Source organism: Pseudomonas sp. GW821-FHT04D07 (genome assembly GCF_059420225.1).
The window spans coordinates 51,316-70,215 of the sequence record NZ_JBWKTH010000020.1 but is presented as its reverse complement, the minus strand read 5'-3'; the positions used below and the strand labels follow the sequence as shown (position 1 = coordinate 70,215).

Here is an 18,900-nt window from a genome sequence, read left to right as displayed (position 1 = left end):
CCCGCTCGCCACCGACGGAGCTGGACTCAAGCCCCCTCACTACTTGCAACTTGGGCCGTACGACCGCATAAATAAACCCATGAATCTTCCCGAATCGGTCCACGACGCCCTGGCAGGGTTCCACCCGGCCGTCAGCGCCTGGTTTCGCAATACCTTCCCCGACGTGACCGGCGCCCAGGCCCGTGCCTGGCCGTTGATCCGCCAGCGCCGGTCGACGCTGATCGCCGCGCCGACCGGCTCCGGCAAGACCCTGACGGCCTTCCTCGCGGTGATCGACGACCTGGTTCAGCAGGGCCTGGCCCAGGGTGGCGAACTGCCAGATGAAACCCTGATCGTCTATGTCTCGCCGCTCAAGGCGCTGTCCAACGATATTCGCATCAACCTGCAGGACCCACTCGCGGGCATCACCGCACAGCTCGAGCGCCTGGGCCTGCCGCCGCTGTCGATCAGCACCGCGGTGCGCACTGGTGACACCCCGCAGAACGAACGCACGCGCCTGCGCAAGACCGCGCCGCATATTCTGGTGACCACGCCCGAATCGCTCTATGTGCTGCTCGGCTCCGACTCCGGCCGACGCATGCTGGGCACTGTTCGTACGGTCATCGTCGACGAGATCCACGCCATCGCCGCCAGCAAGCGCGGCAGCCACCTGGCCCTGAGCCTGGAGCGTTTGCAGGCATTGTGTGGCGAGTCGTTGCTACGCATCGGCCTGTCGGCCACGCAAAAGCCCATTGAGGCGGTGTCGCGTTTTCTGGTGGGTACCGGGCGCGCCTGCGAAATCATCGATATCGGCCACGCCCGCCCCCGCGACCTGGGCATCGAGGTACCGCCCGTGCCGCTGACGGCGGTAATGGCCAACGATGTCTGGGAGCTGGTCTACGAACGCCTTGCCGAACTGGCCCGGCAGCACCGCACCACGCTGATTTTCGTCAACACCCGACGCCTGGCCGAACGCCTGGCCCGGCACTTGAGCGAGCGCCTCGGTAAAGAGGCGGTGGCCGCCCACCATGGCAGCCTCGCCAAGGAACAGCGCCTGGATGCCGAACAACGGCTCAAGCGCGGCGAGTTGCAGGTGCTGATCGCCACCGCTTCGCTGGAACTGGGCATCGATATCGGCGAGGTGGAACTGGTCTGCCAGATCGGCTCGCCGCGCTCCATCGCCGCGTTCCTGCAACGGGTCGGACGCTCCGGTCACCAGGTCGGCGGCACGCCAAAGGGTCGGCTGTTCGCCACTTCGCGGGACGAGTTGATCGAATGCGCCGCCCTGCTCGACTGCGTGCGCCGGGGCGAACTGGATACCTTGCTGATTCCCCGCGCGCCGCTGGATGTGCTGGCCCAGCAGATCGTCGCCGAGGTCAGTTGCCAGGAATGGCGGGAGCAGCCGCTGCTGGAACTGATCCGCGGCGCCGCGCCCTATGCCGGGCTGGACGAGCCCCACTACCAGGCGTTGCTGCGGATGCTCGCCGAAGGTTTCAACAGTCGTCAGGGCCTGCGCAGCGCCTATATTCACCGTGACGCCCTGAGCCGGAGCCTGCGCGGACGCCGTGGCAGCCAACTGACCGCCCTCACCAGCGGCGGGACCATCCCGGACAACGCCGACTACAGCGTGCTGCTCGAACCCCAGGCGCTGAACATCGGCACGGTGCATGAAGACTTCGCGGTGGAAAGCATCGCCGGCGATGTGTTCCAACTGGGCAACAGTTCCTATCGTATCCTGCGGGTCGAGACCGGCAAGGTACGGGTCGAGGATGCCCACGGCCAGCCGCCGAGCATTCCGTTCTGGCTCGGCGAGGCACCGGGGCGCAGTGCCGAGCTGTCCTTTGCCGTGGCGCGCTTGCATGCCCACCTGGATGCATTGCTGGGTGCCACGCCGGGAGACTTGCAAGCGAGCCTCGACTGGCTGCGCCAGACCCTTGGCCTGGACCCGGCCAGCGCCGAACAGATCGTCGAGTACCTGGCCCGCGCCCGCCAGAGCCTCGGCGCCCTGCCCTCGCAGGACAGCCTGATCATGGAGCGCTTCTTCGACGAGTCCGGCGGGACCCAACTGGTGATCCACACGCCGTTCGGCAGCCGGATCAACCGCGCCTGGGGCCTGGCCTTGCGCAAGCGCTTCTGCCGCACCTTCAACTTCGAATTGCAGGCCGCCGCCAGCGAAGACGCCATCGTGCTATCGCTGTCCAGCAGTCACAGCTTTGCCCTGGACGAGGTCTGGCGTTACCTCAACAGCCGCACGGCCGAACACATCCTGATCCAGGCCGTGCTCGACGCCCCGCTCTTCGGCGTGCGCTGGCGCTGGAATGCCGGGGTCGCGCTGGCGCTGCCGCGCTTTGTCGGTGGGCGCAAGGTGGCGCCGCAGATCCAGCGGATGAAAAGCGAAGACCTGACCGCCTGCGTATTCCCGGACCAGATCGCCTGCCTGGAAAACCTCGCCGGCGAGCGCGAGATTCCCGACCACCCGCTGGTGGAACAGACCCTCGACGACTGCCTGCACGAGGCCATGGACTGCGAAGGCTGGCTGGCCTTGTTGCGGCGCATGGAGGCCGGCGAAATCCGACTGATCGCCCGCGACCTGCCGGCGCCCTCGCCCCTGGCGGCGGAAATTCTCAGCGCCCGGCCATACACCTTTCTCGACGATGCTCCGCTGGAAGAGCGTCGTACCCAGGCGGTGCTGAACCGGCGCTGGACCGATCCGAGCAGCACCGACGACCTCGGCGCGCTGGATGCCGAGGCCATCCAGGCCGTGGCCGAGGAAGCCTGGCCCGCACCCAATGGCGAGGATGAAATGCATGAGGCGTTGATGAGCCTGGCGGTGATCACCGACGCTGAAGCCGAGGCCAATCCTTCGTGGGCAGCCTGGCTTCTGGCGCTCGCGACACAGGGGCGTGCCCTGCGTTTGCAAATCAACACGACGCACGCGTTATGGACGGCCCTGGAACGTCTGACCTGCCTGCAAGCCCTTTATCCACAGGCCGCGCTGCCCTCCTCCTTGCAAGTGCCAGCGGGTTTCGATCAACCCTGGGAAGCCGACGAAGCCGCCGTCGAAGTAGTCCGCGCCCGCCTCAGTGGTTTTGCCCCGCTGACGCTGTCCGAGATCGCCGAACCGCTGGCACTCTCCTGCGCCACACTGGCCCGGGCCCTGGCCAAGCTGGAAAGCGAAGGTTATGTGCTGCGCGGTCAGTTCAGTCCTGGGGCACCTCAAGAACAGTGGTGCGAGCGTCACCTGCTGGCGCGTATCCACCGCTACACGGTCAAACGCCTGCGTCGGGAAATCGAGCCGGTGGCGGTGCAGGACTTCATGCGCTTCCTGTTCGACTGGCAACACCTGTCCCCCGCTTGCCAGGGTCAGGGCAGCGCCGCCCTGGCGATGATCGTCAGCCAGTTCGAAGGCTATCCGGTCGCCGCCGGGGCCTGGGACAGCGATGTACTGGCCGCGCGGCTCAAAGAGTATTCGCCGACCTGGCTTGATGAATTGTGTCGCTCGGGCAGGCTGGTCTGGGCGCGCCTCAGTGCCCGTGGCAAAAGCGCCAGCGCGGCCTCGCGCGGTACGCCGGTGGTGTTGCTGCCCCGGGGCCAGGTCGCGCTATGGAGCAGTCTGGCCGAACAGACAGCGGTGCAAGAGTTGTCGCCGCGCACGCAAAAGGTTTATGCCGCGCTGACGCAACAGGGCGCACTGTTTTTCGACGAACTGCTGCACGAAGCCCACCTGTTGCCGACGGAACTGGAAAGCGCCTTGCAGGAGTTGGTCGGTGCCGGCTGGGTGAATGCCGACAGCTTTGCCGGCCTGCGGGCGCTGATCACCCCGGCCAGCAAACGCCAGGCGCGCAGTGCCCGACGTGGGCGCGGGGCCTTTGTCGGCGGGATGGACGATGCCGGGCGCTGGGCCTTGCTGCGGCGCTCGGCGCTGGTCGCACCGGCGGCGGGCCAGGTGCCGGCCGAAACCCTGGAACATATCGCCATGACCTTATTGCGGCGTTACGGCGTGGTGTTCTGGCGCTTGCTGGAGCGCGAGGCGGACTGGTTGCCGAGCTGGCGGGAATTGTTGCGCACCTTTCATCGGCTGGAGGCTCGCGGCGAGATTCGTGGCGGGCGTTTTATCAGCGGTCTGGCGGGTGAGCAGTTTGCCTTGCCGGAGGCGATTCCGTTATTGCGCGAAGTGCGTCGGCGTCCGACGGACGGCAGCCTGGTCTCGGTATGCGGCGCCGATCCGCTGAACCTGGCGGGGACCTTGTTGCCCGGTGACAAGGTCCCGGCGTTGGCGGGGAATCGCCTGGTGTATCGCGATGGCGTTCCGGCGGCGGCGGAGATTGCCGGCCAGCAATGGTATTGGCTCGAGCTGGATCAGGCCGCCGCCGCCGAAGTCCGCAAAAAACTGACCCAATACCGCCTCTGAAACCGCCACAAAACCTATAGGAGCCGGCTTGCCGGCGATGAGGCCCGCAAACCTTGCACCGACGGTCCGGCCGCCATCGCTGGCCAGCCGGCTGCCACAGGTCGGTGTTCGACCACAGAAATGGTTTCGTGTCCGGGCCCCAAACAGCGTATGCGGCGTTCTCAAGGTTTCGTGAAACAACGGATCTTTGCCTTCAAGTCAAATATGTTGTGCCATTACCTGTCTTTTTCCGCACAAGTGAAACCCCGACACTGCGCTCCTGATCAAACCTACCGGAGTTGCAGCCATGCCTATTGCCTTATTGGCGCTGACCCTCAGCGCCTTTGCCATCGGGACGACCGAGTTCGTCATCGTTGGCCTGTTACCCACCATCGGCGCCGACCTGGGTGTCGATCTGCCTTCCGCCGGCCTGCTGGTCAGCCTCTATGCCCTGGGTGTCGCCATCGGCGCCCCGGTGCTGACCGCCCTCACCGGCAAGGTCCCGCGCAAGCTCCTGCTGCTGTCGCTGATGGTGCTGTTCACCCTTGGCAACCTGCTGGCCTGGCAAGCACCGAGCTACGAATCGCTGATCCTCGCGCGCATTGTCACCGGCCTGGCCCACGGGGTGTTCTTCTCCATCGGCTCGACCATCGCCACCAGCCTGGTGCCGAAGGAAAAGGCCGCCAGCGCGATTGCCATCATGTTCACCGGCCTGACCGTGGCCCTGGTCACGGGCGTACCGCTGGGGACCTTTATCGGCCAGCACTTCGGCTGGCGCGAAACCTTTCTCGCCGTATCCGCCCTGGGCGTGATCGCCTTTATCGGCAGCCTGATCTATGTGCCGAAGAACATCGCGCACAACAAGCCGGCCTCGCTGATCCAGCAACTGCAAGTGCTGAAGCAACCGCGTCTGCTGCTGGTGTATGCAATGACCGCGGCCGGTTATGGCGGCACCTTTATCGCGTTCACCTTCCTGGCGCCGATCCTTCAGGACATCTCCGGCTTTCAGCCCGGCACCGTCAGCCTGGTGCTGCTGGTCTACGGCGTCTCGGTGGCGGTGGGTAATATCTGGGGCGGGAAACTGGCGGACAAGCGCGGCCCCATCGGTGCGCTGAAGCTGATCTTCCTGCTGCTGGCGGTCGTGCTGTTCGTGCTGAGCTTCACCGCCGGCAATCCATGGTTGGTCCTGTTGACCGTATTGGCCTGGGGCGCTGTAGCCTTCGGCAACGTGCCGGGCCTGCAGATCTATGTGGTGCGCCAGGCCGAGCATCACACCCCCCATGCGGTGGATGTGGCTTCGGGCCTGAACATCGCCGCCTTCAACCTCGGCATTGCCGGCGGGGCCTGGATCGGCGGCTTGATCGTCGCCAACCTGGGGCTGATCCACACCACCTGGATTGGCGGGTTGGTGGTGCTGGTGGCCCTGGCGCTGACCGCCTGGAGCGGTCGCTTGGATCGACTAGGGTCGGGATATGCGGAGCCTGCCGAAGGTTCGGCACGGGTGGTGGCAGGCCACTGAGGCCAGCCCTGACACCACAAGACCCACCGTGAAACACGATCCCTGTAGGAGCCAGCTTGCTGGCGATAGCGTTTTCTCAGGCGACGGCGATGTCGGCCATCAGATCGAATCGCCAGCAAGCTGGCTCCTGCAAGGGGACCGTGTTCATGCCTTGGGCTTGCGGTGCTCCGTAACGGTCAGGCCGGTATGCCCCCAGTTATCGGTATCCACTTCCTCGATCACGATATGGGTCAACTCCGGCGGTTTGCCGAGGACCCGTTGCAGGGTCTCGGTGATTTCGGCAATGACCTGGGCTTTCTGCTCGCGGGTCACGCCCTCACGAGTAATACGAACGCTGACAAAAGGCATGCTGTGCTCCAGTGGTTGAAAGAAGGTTTACCGATACGCTGGTGGAACTGACTCTATTGCCCCACACTCATTTGATAAATACGAGTACTCGTACCTCATTTGATCCCCCAGTGTAATCAATCATGCGACGACAGTTCGACGACCTCATGCTCGGCAGCATCGAGCTGTTTTGCCTGGCCGCCGAGGCCGGCAGTTTCACCGCCGCCGCGCAGGTGGCCGGGGTTACGCCGGCCGCGGTGAGTCGCTCGATCTCCCGCATGGAAGAGCGCCTCGGCGTACGCCTGTTCACCCGCACCACCCGCAGCGTGCGTCTGACCGAGGGCGGGCGCAGCTACTTCGAGCAATGCCGCCAGGCCCTGACCCAGCTGACCGAAGCGCAGCGGGAAGTCATGGGCAAACAGCAGGAACCGGCCGGCACCTTGCGCATCAGCATCCCCACCACCTACGCCCACCACCGCATCCTGCCGCTGCTGCCGGCCTTTCGCGCACGCTATCCGGCGGTGAAGGTCGAAGTGCATATCAGCAACCGCAATATCGACTTCGTCGAAGAAGGCTACGACCTGGCGATCCGGGTGCGGGTGCTGCCCGATTCGGGGCTGATTGCCCGGCACCTGGAAGACGCCGCGCTGGTGCTGATCGCCACCCCTGAATACCTGCTACAGGCCGGTACACCGCTGGCGCTGGAAGACCTGCAACAGCACGAGTGCATCCAGTTCGAACTGCCCAGCAGCGGGCGCCGGATTGCCTGGTTGTTCAAGGATGCCGAGGGTAAGGAGCGGGAGTTGCAGACCGAGAGCAGCTACTGCTGCTCCGACGATGTACTGGGCGGAGTGACACTGGCGAAGAACGGTGCCGGGTTGTTCCAGACTTATCGCTTTATTGTCGAGAACGAACTGGCCGACGGTTCGCTGGTGGAAGTGCTCAAACCCTTCGCCGGCCGCTCGCGGCCCTTCACCCTGCTCTATCCGCATGGGCGACATGTACCGTTGCGGTTGAAGGCGTTTGTCGATTTTTTGCTGGAATATCGCCAGCGCTGGAGCGCCTGAAAATCCCCAGGATCAACAGGCAACCCCTAGCTTGGAAGATTCAGCCTTTGCATCAAACGCGGCATCGTCGCCACAAATCCCAACCGCTCCGATTCGCGCAGCAATACCTTCAAGGCCTCCATATTTGAGCCATCGCAACGCGGCAACCATTGCCCGGCCACCTCGATCAAACGCACGTGATGGTTGACCCAGGCGCAAGGCGCCGCCTGGGCGATAGCCGCCAGGGCCTGAGCCTGTCGGCTCGCTTGCGCGAAGTCATCCTGGAGCAGGCAGGTTTCAGCCGCCGCCACCCTGAAGCGCAGGGCGTTGTGCGCCAGGCCGTCTTGAGTGAGCAAGGCTTCGCCACGCAGCAACGCCTGGCGGCTCAGTTGCGCGTCGTCGACGATCAAGGCCAGGCTGCCGTAGACCCAGGGGCCGATGTAACGCTGCAACGCGAAACGCTCCACCAACCCGACGGACTCCTGGATCAGTGCCTGCGCCAGGTCGCGTTCATTCCGGCGCAAGGCGACACGGGCCAAGCCCTCCAGCAGGATCGCCTCGAAACGACTGGCGCCTATGCCACGGGCCAATGCCAGGGCATCCGCCAGTTCCTGCCCGGCCTGCTCGTCCTGCCCCGTCGCCACCAGCACCCAGGCAGCGGTCAGGCGGGAAAAGACCTCCGCGCGCCGGTTACCGATCTGGCGACTGCAAACAACCGCGTCCATGGCGTCACGCAATGCCAGCGCCGGCTGGCCCAGGTAAAAATGCGTCGAGCCACGGGCACTACGGCTGCCCGCCTCGACATGCGCCAACCCGTGCCGCTCGCACAAGCGCACACACTGGTCGAAGACCTCATAGGCGGTCTGCATCCGCCCCTGGGCATAGTAGGAATCACCAATGCCACTCAGGGCCTTGGCTTCGGTTTCGAGGTTCGCCGCGAGACGCGAAAAGGACAACGATGCCTCATGCAGGCGTCGGCATTCGGCGTAGTCACCCCGTGGAAAATAGATATTGCCGTGTAGCTGATACAGGCAAGCCAGCGCTGTGTTCGCCTGCAGGGCACGGGCGATGGGCAGTATCTCCTCGATCAGTTGCTCCTCATCCTCCAGGCAATCGAGCGTATTGAGGACCGGAGCCAGCCCCAGGGCCGCCTCGATCCGCTCCTGTGCAGGCCCGGCCAACACCAGTGCGCGTTGGAAACAATCCCGCGCCTGGGCCGTTTGCCCCAAGCCCGCATGGGCCTGACCACAGCGCAGAGCCAAGGTAAAACTGCCAGCGGCGCGCTCGACAAAACCCTCTCCCTGCTGCGCCAGCGCGAGCACGCTGTCGTACTGGCAGGCCTGCAGTTTTTCCTCCATGGCGACCAGCAGCGCATCGAAGGCCGCCGGATCCCTGGCCCGTAACAGATGTTGGGCATACAGGGCTCGATCACGCTCGCGGTACAGACCCGCGACCTCACGGTGCAACTGCTCGCGCACGGCATCCGGCATCGTGTCGTAAAGGCAGTGCATGACCAGGTCATGGACGAACAGGTAGCGGCCTGGCTCGGTTTCCCGCAGCAGGCCCTGGCGCATGTCCGCGCTCGGAAGATAGTCGGGCTGCCCCAGGGCCTCGCGCCAGAGCGCCAACTCACAGCGGTTGCCGAAGATCGCGGCGTAACGCAGGGCACGGCGCTGCTCGGGCAGCAGCCGGTCGAAACGCGTCTGGATCAGATGACGCAGGCTGTCGGGGAAAACACCCTCACGACTCGACAGCAGTTGCGTCAGGTACAGCGGATTACCCTGAGCACGCTTGACGCAGTCGGCCCGATAGTCCGGATCGACCTCGCTGAACTGATCCGCCAACAGGCTGGCGTCGCGCGCCCGTATCGGGGCGATATCGAGCAGGCTCATGGGATTGGTGCAATACGGGCGCAGCGCGCTTTCCAGCGGATCGCCCTCATGCCGCGAGGTCAACAGCCAAACCACCGGCGCCTCGTCGGTGGCATCGAGCAGCTTGCCCAGCAAGGTGCACAGCACGACATCCGCCCAGTGCAAATCCTCGATACAGATCAACAACGGTTGTAGCACCGCCACCCGCAGCAACAACTGCAAGAGAGCCATGAACAAGCCCTGGGTCCGTACCTCGTTGCTCATCGCCGCATAATGCTTGAGGGGCTCGTCGGCCCGATGCTCCCCCATCAGCACCCGCAGGAACATCGAGTGCTCGTCCGCCAGTTTCAAGCGCAGCAACGCGCCTTCCAACTCCGCCGCTCCGACCCGGGGCCGCGTGCCCAAGCCGAGCAGGCTTCGCACCAACTGCCCCAAGGGCCATAAGGCGTTGTCCATGCCGAAATCCAGCACGTCGCTGCGATGCCAGGAGAAACCACCTTGCCGCGCCATCTCGCAGAACTCGGTGACCAAGCGGGTCTTGCCGATGCCCGCCATGCCGCGCACGTAAACCACATGCCCGTCCTGATACGCCTGGGTGGCCTCGATCACGCCTTTGAACTGCAGCACTTCGATGGCCCGGCCCACCAGCGGGCGCGAGGCGCTTTCGTCCAGGTGACGCAGACGCAGGCATTGGCGATAAGCAGGAAAACCATCCTCGAGCGTAGAAAACTCGAAGCGGGCGCGAAGCTGCTCCAGCAACCCCCGGGCGACATGAACCGGGGCATGGCCATGCGGGTCACGGCGATTGTGGCCGAGTAGCCGGAACAGTTCCTCGTCGTCCGCCGAAGCATCCGCGCCCTGACGAACCAGCCGCAGCACGATCCCGTGGCCGGGCCTGGCGAACGGTTCACGGCTCAACGCCAGGGCGCATAACAGGCCGCGTTCGCTGTCGCTGCGATAGGCCTGCGGGGCACCGAACTGTGCCACGATGACATCGCCGCGGCGCTCTACCCGCACCCCGCCGAACTGACGGATCAGGCGCTCGATCTCCGCCAGCAACGGCGCACGTCGCTCAGGGCTGATGGCGGCCCCCAGCACATCGGTTTCAAAGCTCAGTTCCAGCACATAGCGGATCACATCATCGTCGATCGGCCGAGACATCTGTGTCGCCAGGACCGTCTGGTGCAGATCGGCAATCGACTGCTCGATTTCTACCAGAGCGCTGGTGACCGAATGCCCCAGCAGTGCCCCGACGTCGACCTCGAAAGCCGTCGCCAGGTGACGAGCCGTCCGATAAAGCACCGGCTTGCCGGTCTCGGCACGCTTGATGGAGGCAATCGACACACACAGGTGGCGGTTCAGGCACGCCTCGGCCAGGGTTTCCTGGCTCAGGCCGTGCTGTTTGCGCAGCCCCTTCAACAAGCCGGCATCCAGTAGCACGCGCCCATCGGAAACCGCAGGGGCCCGCTTGGGCACAGCAGAAAATGCGCTCTGTTTGGAGTCCATGTCGTTAAGTCCCGGGGCGACGCCTGGCAGCCGCACGAGTGTACTCCACATCTGATACCGAACTGATACTGCACTGACACTGCTCTGGACTGTCTCGTCGACACCGTGCTTCCGATACTGGGCCCCATCAATTGAGCCCAATTGATCACACCAGGATGATGGGAGAAAGCAATGAGCGACGAGATGAAGGACAGCGTGGGCAGCTCGGACAAGACGCCACGGGATATCGGCGGTTCGCAGTTGTTGGGACGAGGCTTGAACCGACTGGACTGGGCCGAAGAGAGCAAGGAATGCCAGAAAGTAGGCGACACCGAGGCCGCCAAGCGGCCCGTGCCCTACAAGGACACCGTGTACAACGTGGGCAAACACGTCACCGTGACCACGGTGACCAAGGAAAACTATTTCACCGAGACGTTTCTCTCACGGGACGAATACGAGAAGCACACCCAGTCCAGCGTCGAAGTCTCGGGCAGCTACGGTGCGTTTTCCGGCGGTTTCAAAGCCACCTTCGGCACCGATATCAAAAAGCTCGAAGAACGTGAAGCGGCGATCTACAACCACACCGTGCGGCTGTGGAAACTGACGTTCGAGGTTAACCCGGCGAACAGTACCGAAGCATTCAAGGATAGGGTCAAGGGACTGCCGACGAGCTTTGATCCGGCGCATCCCAAAGCCTTCTTCAACTTCTTTGTCGACTTCGGTGCCGATATCGTCAACGAGGTAGTCGTCGGCGGCGCACTGAACTATGCGATGACGGCTCTCAAGACCTATCTCAGCGAGAAAAATACCCTCGATGCCATGGTCAAGGCCGAGTACGGCACGTTCATCAGCGCGAAAGCCAGCACCGAAATCTCGGAGGAGATCAAGAAACACCTGGCCCACCGCAGCGTCAGCCTGACCACCCAGGGCGGCACGCACTCCATCAACTTCAATGCCGGCGCCCCCACCAACTGCAACGCGGACTTCATGGCCTGGCGCGAATCCCTGCCCGATGACCCCAAGGTCGTGGAGCTGAAACTGGTGCCGATCTACCTCTTCGTCAAAGAGGGCGACACCCGCACCGCGCTGGAAGCGGCCTACCAGTGGTACACCAGCTACAAGACGGAAATCGAAGCGAACTGGAAGGAGTCGGTGATTATCGTCGGCCGCTCCAGCCTGCCGACCACCGTCAACGCCGCGGCAAAAGGCCCGGCCTTGCGCATGGTGTTCGTCGACAGCAACAGCAAAGGCACCAGCGAAAGCTTTCACTATCCCCCACAGGCGGATGCCTCCCAGGAAGCTTTCGATCAGTTTTGGGACGCCCTGGCCCTGCTGCTCAAGCAAAAGACCGGCTATAAGTTGCTGATGGCGACCGAACGCTGGCCACGGGATAAAAAACACTACCCGAGCCCGTCCATGCGTGAGGCGCTGCGCCAGAACGGCGCCAGCGAGCGATCGCTGCAACGCTGGGAAAGCCTGACCCAGAAAAGCCAAGCCAACCCGATCGCCGGCCTGACCTATGTGCTGGCCGGCAATGACTTCGAATTTCCAGGGGTCGATGGCCTGATCGCCGGTTTCGGTCAGCCAGGAAAAGACCTCAACCCGACGGTGAAGGTTGTGGCACGCCTTGCCCATGACTCGTTCGGCCGGGTGAAAGTGGTCCAGACGGGCAAGACCCTCGAAGACCCGAAAACCGTGCTGTATATCGTGCGCAACAACACCGGCGCCAACCCGGCGCTGGCCATGGATCCGCAACACCAGGACCGGGTGGCGATGCAGACACCCGATACGCAAAACCCTGGGCAATTCTGGTACATGCCCGAACTGGAAAAGCCCTACCCTGAAATCAACCACCCGATTCTGCTGATCAACTACCAGACGGGGACTTGCCTGCAAGGCATGCTCGACCAGGGCGACTGCCGTCTGACCCCCATGGGCCCTGGCCGGCAGCAGGACGACGTGATCTGGGACCGGCGTGGCGACCATGTCTTTCACCTGCTGATGGTGTACTACCATCACCACCATCTGAATCTGACTCAGGTCGAAAAGCGCGCGGCGGTACGCCCCTGGCGCGAGCCCCATGGCATGGACTGGTTTCGCGAGGCGCATGTGCCGTTCAATTGACGGCATGACGCCTGGCGGATAACGCTCGTCGTCCCGGCCCGTACGCCGGGGCGACCAGTCTTGAACAGGCAGCGGAACACTGCGGCCTTTGCAGCCTCACTCTTACCTTGGCGGTCCGACCACGATGCAAGTCTTCAACTGCGTACCTTTTATCGGCGATGGCGATGAGGTCGATCTCGACACCCGCCAGTTCCCTTATCTATACAACGACCATGGCCTGGCACGCCTCAAGGCTCATGAAGAGGGTCGGTTGATCCACTTGGCGCCGGACAACCCCGAGCTTGAACGGGGGGCCCGCTATGAAGGCATCACCTGGAAGCCCAAGGAAATCCCCACCAGCAGCGGTTCCTACACGATCAAGTCGTTCGACTTTCATGCCCGCGAAGTGCGCTATGAACCGATGTGGGCCACGGAAGAAACGGCGCAGGCCTTTGGCATGACCTTGCTGCGCAGCGGTGAATGCATCCGCTTCGACTATGAGCAACTGATCCTGGGCCAGTACACCTACGGCAAATGGGCCGGGCACCAATCGCCCTACCTCGCTGTGGCGCGCCAGCGCGAGTTGCTGACCTACAATCCGACCGACCTGGAATACCACGCCTTTCCCCACGCGTTTTTTTCCCGCTATGGCCGGCTGCCACTGGTCATCAGCGTGGCGCGCTGGCGGCCCTTCGTGGACGAGATCTTTCTCGCCGACCTGTGGCTGCGCCCCGGGGACGCGCTGGTACTGCCCCCCAAGACCTTTCCCGATGCCCCGCTGTCCGGCGCGTCCCCGGAGCAAAAGCGCCTGAAGATCGTCGATATGCACGGCAATCGAAACTCAGCCCTCGCCTGCTGGTTCAAGGAGGGTGAGGACAGCCTGTTGACGGAAACCATCCTGGCCAATCATGACCTGATGAACTCCGAAACGGGCAGGCCCCACTATCACGAAGAACAGGCGCCGACCCGGCATGAAACACCGGCGGATTTCCTCTGATACACCATCGGCAGCCGTGACGCCCCGGGAATCAATCGTAAGTGATCGAGATGGTCACGTTGGTGGCCAGGGTCCCCTGGCCGAGCGCGCCAGCGGTCTTGTGGTAGGCCCCGAGCAACGGCAGGACCGCCAGGCTACCGGTCGTCGCCACAGTGCGACTGCGCTGGGCAACCGTGCCATTGGCGGGAATGGTCGAGGTCCCGCCACCTGCCGGCCGCTGCGCCAGCCACAGGCCGATACCGCTCGCGGTCCCGGTATTGGCAAAGCGCGCGCCATCCCCGGCGGCAGGCGTGCCAGCAAACAGGAAGGTCACATTGCGGATGTCCGTATCGCAGTTGGCGCTGATCTGGAAGTTGTAGCTTCCAGCATGCGCGACGCCCTCAAAATCCGGAACCTTGACGGTGGGCAGCGTGATCGGGCGGTTCACATCACTGAGCGCCAGGTTACAGGTACCACCGTCGATCCGACCGCTGAAACGCAGGATGCCGGTAGTGGCGGCGTGGGCCACGCTGGCGGTAATACTGACGCTGATCGCCAACAGCAAAGGCAAGGCTCGAAGGTTCATCGGGTAGTCCTCATGCGGTTTCAGTTATAGGTAATAGAGACGGTGGCGGTACTGGCGAGCGTACCCTTGCCGACCGTGCCGATCTTCCAGTACGAGGCTCCCAGCGGTAGCACCGCGCGGTTGCCGGACACCGCCACGGTGCGCCGGCTGTCGGTACCGTCGGCACGGATGGTCTGGGCGACTCCGCCGATGCGTGAATAGAGCTGCAGGCCGATACCGCTGGCCGTGCCGGTGTTGGCGAAGCGATAGCTGCTCCCGGGAGCGGGCGTACCGGAAAAGGCGAAGGTGACGCTGGAGGCATCGCTGCAATTGGCCGTCAACTCGAAGTCGCGGGCGCCCGCCGAGTTTGCGTTGGTGAAATCACTGACGCGCACGTTATTCAAGGTAATGGCGCGGTTGACATCGCCGGCGGCGAGATCGCAGGTGGCACTGGGGGCGACAAAGCGCACGGCCGTGTTCAGGACCGCCGTATGGATATTGTTTCCATACCATCTGTTTTCATGGAGATTCCCGCTAGCGTAGGTGCCGCTGGCAACTGGCCCGATCTTGTAAAAACGCGCCTGCATCGTGCGGATGTCATGCCGATATTGTGCCGCCGGAAGCGTTGCCGCCTGGCTTCTCATATTGAGGTGATAGGTGGCCCCGGAGAGAAGCGTCGCCACGATCTGGATGCCAACGCCAGGAACATTCGTCCGATGAACGCGACCACTCACCCCCGGTACCGTCACCACATCCGCATCGGTATAACGCCCGGTTTCCACCTGCGAGACGGGGGCATTGCAGGTACTGACACCACTTGGATAGGCGCCGGTAAATACCTGGCTGGCGATCAACCCGCCCACCGGCAAAGTGGACGGCACGGTGATGGTGGCCGGAAAGGACACGCTGGTTCGGCCGTTCGGGTAATAATCGCACGCGTGGGCGGCAAGCGGCAGGCCAAGGACCAGCAGTGTCGGAATGAATGAGGTGGAAGGTTTCATGTTCAGTCCCGCAAGAATGAAATAAGGCATTGGTCGGCGTCGGGGGTGGCTGTTCACGCTCCGATCAACTGGTTTCATCGGTGGTGTCGCGCTCGTCCGCCCCAGGCACTTCCTCCGAGGCGATGGCGACATCGCTTCGACAATCGCCCCCGTCCAGCAGGCGCAGGCGTTCAGCGCCGGCAGCCGAATGCCCCGGGGCCAGGTCGTAGTCGAAACGGCACGCCGCCGTGGCCAGGGAACCCCATTTGACCGTCAACTGCCCCTGCTCCCGAGGCACGCGGACAAACGCCTTGCCGCCCTGCCCGACCATGCCGACACTGGCGCCGTTTTCATCGAATACATCGGCGCCGAATGGCAGCGGGCTGCCGTCCTCGCGTAGCGCCGTGATCAGCATGGCCTGGCCGCTGACGGTCTCGTACTTGAGCATCACCACGGAGCCGGCGCGTGGTGCCACGTTCAGCGCGGCAGTCTTGAGTTCCACATCGACGGACAGGTCCTTGGGGTCCAGTTCGACGACGTTCTTGCGATACGGGGTGAGATGGGGCACGACGGCAAAACCGTTCTCCCCCACTTGCGCGCCGTGGTTGCCGTTGACCCGTGCGCCCGTGGCATCAGGCACCTGGATGACGCCGAGGGTGTCGCCCAGCTCCGAGGCCCGGGTCACGCCGCCCGGATGAGCGACAATGCCGCCGGTCATGCCCAGCGACGCCGAACGGTAGTCGCTGCTCTGGCCATAGCTACCGGACACCACGCCATGTCGACCGAGGTACTGCAGGTCGGCGCTGGCACCGCTGCCATTGCCCTGGGCATGGTTGGCACTGGCCCCATAGACGAACTCGCTGCGCTCGCCGAAGCTGCCGCCGAGGCTGACCCGCTCGCCGCTGCTCTGATCGCCGTGGTAGGCCGCGGTGGTCAGGGTCGGCGAACGAACACCGCCGCCCAGCGGCATGCTCAGGGTCAAATCAATCTGCTTGTCGACCCGGTCACTGAGCAGGTCGCGGCTGCGCTGGGCGCCGATGGTGTAGTGCAAGCCCTTCCAGGTGCCGGTGTAGCCAGTGGTGAAGGTCAGGTTGCCGTTCTTGCGGTTCCAGTAATTCTGCGAGGACCCGGTGAGATAGACCGAGCCATTGCCCAGGCTCTGGTTGAGGCTGATATCCATCCGGTCGCGCAGACGCGACACATTGTCCAGGCCGAGCCCCTCGAGCGCGAGGTCACGGACCTGCGCGGCATCGCGCACGCTAAGGAAGTCCTCGGTGGAATAACGGTACGCGCCGAGGGCGAAGTGGGTCCCGGTGGCGGCGAAATTCTTGCTGTAACGCAGCTGCGCACTTTGCCCCTGGCGCGAACCGTGCCCCGGGATCCGTGCGTTGGAGTTCGTCAGGTCGAATGACAGCGCGCCATACGGGGTATTGAACGCCGCGCCGAACAATTGCGCGTGATAGTCCTCGCCGAGCACCGCTCCGGTGTAGCCGGTCAGCAGGTTGCTGAGGCCGTGCTGGTAGGTCGCCTGCATCAGCCTTGGCGGATGCCGCAGGCCGACCTCATCCAGTTGCCCAACGCTCAGCGCATAACGGTTGTAGCCAGGACGCAACAGGTTGGCATTGGCGGCAAAGGGGACGATGAACTGGCGCTGGCGCCCGTCGGCCTCGGTGACGGTGACTTCCAGGTCTCCGCCGTAGCCGGTGGGAAACAGGTCGTCGAGCACGAACGGACCGGGCGCCACGCTGACCTCGTCCAACAGGATGCCGCGCTGGCGCACGCTGACCCTGGCGTTGGTCTCGGCGGTCCCACGCACCACCGGGGCAAAACCGGTCAGGGAATCCGGCAGCATGCGGTCATCGGTAAACAGGCTGGCACCACGCAGGCGGACACTGTCGAACAACTCGCCCGAGGTATAGATTTCGCCCGCCATCATCTGCGATTGCAATGGGGCCAGTTCGCGCTGCACATAACTGGCACTGCTCTGATAGCCAGAGCCGCCGCCATTGGAACGGCTGTAGCTGCCGTTATGACGAAAGTGCCAGTCGCCCAGGTTGAGCCCGGTGTTCAGCCCCAGATAACTGGAGTTGAGCGAGCGACCATTGGCCTCGGTGGCATAGGTGTTGACGTTGTAACGCACAAAGGCCGCATCGACTCCGCTGTCCCACTGCTGCGGACTGACATAACCGCGTGCCTTGCGTGACAGATAAACCTGTGGAATCTGCAGGCTCAGGCGGCTCTCTCCCGAGTCGAAGCGGGCGCTGGCGCCCGGTATGTAGGTGGCGATATCGCCGCAGACCGACTCGGCGGGAAACGTTGCCGGCGGTGTTTCGCCAGCCTTCGCGGCCTGCTCGGCGACACCGTCGAGGTCGATGCCGAACGTGAGCAATGCATCACGCTCCAGGCACAGTTGCGCCGCGTCCTGCCCCTCGACCGCGGCGAAGGTCAGGGTTTCACGCCCGATCCACTGATCGTTGAGGTAGACATCGGAACGGTAGGTCCCCGGCAGTACGACATTGCCCTGGTTGAACCGGGAAATATCGACCTGCAAACCGGCCGCCCCACCCGGGAAAAAAGCCGGGTTGAACGCCACATGTTCGACCCCATGGCTCACCATGGCCTGAGCCCCACTAAGCAGCAGCAGGCTGCGGGCGATAAGCGTCAATCGTTGGCGTGACAGGGGCCAATTTCCTGCTCTGGCTGACGTGTTCGAACTCATGTGTACCGTTCCAAAAAGTAGCTGCTGTCCGAATTTCGGCAAAGCGAATTCCTGCCTCGATGAATGGGCAAAAACGGGCTTGGGCGATCAACTGGATGACGTGGGTCAATCCGATGCGGTGGACGCTGGCGTCCTATGGGGTGCTACGGCGGGAGACAGGCCGTCATGGTGTGATCCTGGCCGTGTGCGAAACCCTGACGCCGAAATCATCGATCGTCTGAAACTCGGCGGTCATCGCGCTACTCGGCAGTGACTTCAGGCCCGGCAACAGAAAACGGTTGTGGCCATTGGGCACCACCATGTTCTCGGCTCCCGACGCACCGAGCTCCCGGGCATGCCGCTGCCCCGCCGCGACCAGATCGATCTGATCGAAGCTCAGGTGATAAGGCGTCGGGTTGTAGACTTCCAACATCTGTCCCCGCTCGCTGGAAACCTGTCGCCATTGCAGTTTCGCCGCAGCCGCCTCGACCTCGTAGGGCAGCTTCGTCGGGCGAAAGAACAGCTTGATCCGAGTGCGGAAAGCCAACTGCAACTGGTTGCTCTGCTCGGTATCCAGCCCCTGGGAAGGCACCTCCAGCACGTTGAGCCAGAACAGACTCTCACGTTCCTGCGGCAACGGCTCGCCGGTATAGGCCAGGCGCAGCACCTGGTGCTGGTCCGGCTCCATGCGAAAGATCGGCGGCGTCAGCAGAAACGGAATCCCGGCCAGATCCGGCGTGGATTGTTCATCGCCATTGTCCAGCCATACCTGGAGCAGAACCGGTTTCTGGTTCTTGCTTTCGAGCCTGACCGTCACTTCCTTTTCGTGCTGTGGGTAGACCACGCGCGTGCCGCTGATAACAACACTCGCGTGCAGCGGAACGGCCACCAGCAGCGCCATCATCAGGGCCATGAACGACGCCAGGGCGCGGGAAATCGGAATCGCATTCATGTAATGGGT

The 18,900-nt window shown here is 63.6% G+C and carries 11 protein-coding genes; 5 read left to right on the top strand and 6 right to left on the bottom strand.

The features are described 5' to 3' along the window. Positions 1–79: 79 nt before the first annotated feature. The gene (locus AC07T0_RS21640) at positions 80–4,390 is read left to right on the top strand and encodes an Lhr family helicase (RefSeq protein ID WP_495003104.1); all 4,311 of its coding nucleotides are present in this window, start codon (positions 80–82) and stop codon (positions 4,388–4,390) included. A 286-nt stretch (positions 4,391–4,676) separates the two neighbouring features. Continuing rightward, positions 4,677–5,888, top strand: coding sequence for an MFS transporter (locus AC07T0_RS21635; protein ID WP_495003103.1), 1,212 nt, complete (start codon positions 4,677–4,679; stop codon positions 5,886–5,888). Between the two features lie 144 nt (positions 5,889–6,032). Here AC07T0_RS21635 and AC07T0_RS21630 read toward each other — a convergent pair whose 3' ends face one another. After that, positions 6,033–6,236: a tautomerase family protein gene (locus tag AC07T0_RS21630; RefSeq protein ID WP_495003102.1), complete on the bottom strand. Its 204-nt coding sequence runs from the start codon at positions 6,234–6,236 to the stop codon at positions 6,033–6,035. A 122-nt stretch (positions 6,237–6,358) separates the two neighbouring features. Between AC07T0_RS21630 and AC07T0_RS21625 the strand changes: the two genes are divergently transcribed. After that, on the top strand, positions 6,359–7,282 hold the full coding sequence (locus tag AC07T0_RS21625) for a LysR family transcriptional regulator (protein WP_495003101.1): 924 nt from the start codon (positions 6,359–6,361) through the stop codon (positions 7,280–7,282). 26 nt (positions 7,283–7,308) lie between these two features. Here the strand turns inward: AC07T0_RS21625 and AC07T0_RS21620 are convergent, their stop codons facing one another. Then, the gene (locus AC07T0_RS21620; protein WP_495003100.1) at positions 7,309–10,638 is read right to left on the bottom strand and encodes an ATP-binding protein; all 3,330 of its coding nucleotides are present in this window, start codon (positions 10,636–10,638) and stop codon (positions 7,309–7,311) included. A gap of 171 nt (positions 10,639–10,809) precedes the next feature. Between AC07T0_RS21620 and AC07T0_RS21615 the strand changes: the two genes are divergently transcribed. Beyond that, positions 10,810–12,741: an MAC/perforin domain-containing protein gene (locus tag AC07T0_RS21615; RefSeq protein ID WP_495003099.1), complete on the top strand. Its 1,932-nt coding sequence runs from the start codon at positions 10,810–10,812 to the stop codon at positions 12,739–12,741. A 124-nt stretch (positions 12,742–12,865) separates the two neighbouring features. Beyond that, positions 12,866–13,717, top strand: a complete 852-nt coding sequence (locus AC07T0_RS21610; protein WP_495003098.1) for a hypothetical protein — start codon at positions 12,866–12,868, stop codon at positions 13,715–13,717. 31 nt (positions 13,718–13,748) lie between these two features. Here the strand turns inward: AC07T0_RS21610 and AC07T0_RS21605 are convergent, their stop codons facing one another. The 4 genes from AC07T0_RS21605 to AC07T0_RS21590 all read right to left on the bottom strand — a co-directional run bounded on the left by AC07T0_RS21605 (position 13,749) and on the right by AC07T0_RS21590 (position 18,891). After that, on the bottom strand, positions 13,749–14,282 hold the full coding sequence (locus AC07T0_RS21605) for a fimbrial protein (protein WP_248800128.1): 534 nt from the start codon (positions 14,280–14,282) through the stop codon (positions 13,749–13,751). A 20-nt stretch (positions 14,283–14,302) separates the two neighbouring features. Beyond that, the gene (locus tag AC07T0_RS21600; protein WP_495003097.1) at positions 14,303–15,292 is read right to left on the bottom strand and encodes a fimbrial protein; all 990 of its coding nucleotides are present in this window, start codon (positions 15,290–15,292) and stop codon (positions 14,303–14,305) included. 34 nt (positions 15,293–15,326) lie between these two features. Further along, on the bottom strand, positions 15,327–17,960 hold the full coding sequence (locus AC07T0_RS21595; RefSeq protein ID WP_495003096.1) for a fimbria/pilus outer membrane usher protein: 2,634 nt from the start codon (positions 17,958–17,960) through the stop codon (positions 15,327–15,329). 163 nt (positions 17,961–18,123) lie between these two features. Further along, positions 18,124–18,891, bottom strand: coding sequence for a fimbrial biogenesis chaperone (locus tag AC07T0_RS21590; RefSeq protein WP_495003095.1), 768 nt, complete (start codon positions 18,889–18,891; stop codon positions 18,124–18,126). Between the last annotated feature and the right edge of the window lie 9 nt (positions 18,892–18,900).

Coding starts and splice junctions, on each gene's coding strand:
- AC07T0_RS21630 (WP_495003102.1), bottom strand. CDS start 6,236: ATGCCTTTTGTCAGCGTTCGTATTACTCGTGAGGGCGTGACCCGCGAG.
- AC07T0_RS21610 (WP_495003098.1), top strand. CDS start 12,866: ATGCAAGTCTTCAACTGCGTACCTTTTATCGGCGATGGCGATGAGGTC.
- AC07T0_RS21590 (WP_495003095.1), bottom strand. CDS start 18,891: ATGAATGCGATTCCGATTTCCCGCGCCCTGGCGTCGTTCATGGCCCTG.
- AC07T0_RS21640 (WP_495003104.1), top strand. CDS start 80: ATGAATCTTCCCGAATCGGTCCACGACGCCCTGGCAGGGTTCCACCCG.
- AC07T0_RS21635 (WP_495003103.1), top strand. CDS start 4,677: ATGCCTATTGCCTTATTGGCGCTGACCCTCAGCGCCTTTGCCATCGGG.
- AC07T0_RS21625 (WP_495003101.1), top strand. CDS start 6,359: ATGCGACGACAGTTCGACGACCTCATGCTCGGCAGCATCGAGCTGTTT.
- AC07T0_RS21605 (WP_248800128.1), bottom strand. CDS start 14,282: ATGAACCTTCGAGCCTTGCCTTTGCTGTTGGCGATCAGCGTCAGTATT.
- AC07T0_RS21615 (WP_495003099.1), top strand. CDS start 10,810: ATGAGCGACGAGATGAAGGACAGCGTGGGCAGCTCGGACAAGACGCCA.
- AC07T0_RS21595 (WP_495003096.1), bottom strand. CDS start 17,960: ATGAGTTCGAACACGTCAGCCAGAGCAGGAAATTGGCCCCTGTCACGC.
- AC07T0_RS21620 (WP_495003100.1), bottom strand. CDS start 10,638: ATGGACTCCAAACAGAGCGCATTTTCTGCTGTGCCCAAGCGGGCCCCT.
- AC07T0_RS21600 (WP_495003097.1), bottom strand. CDS start 15,292: ATGCCTTATTTCATTCTTGCGGGACTGAACATGAAACCTTCCACCTCA.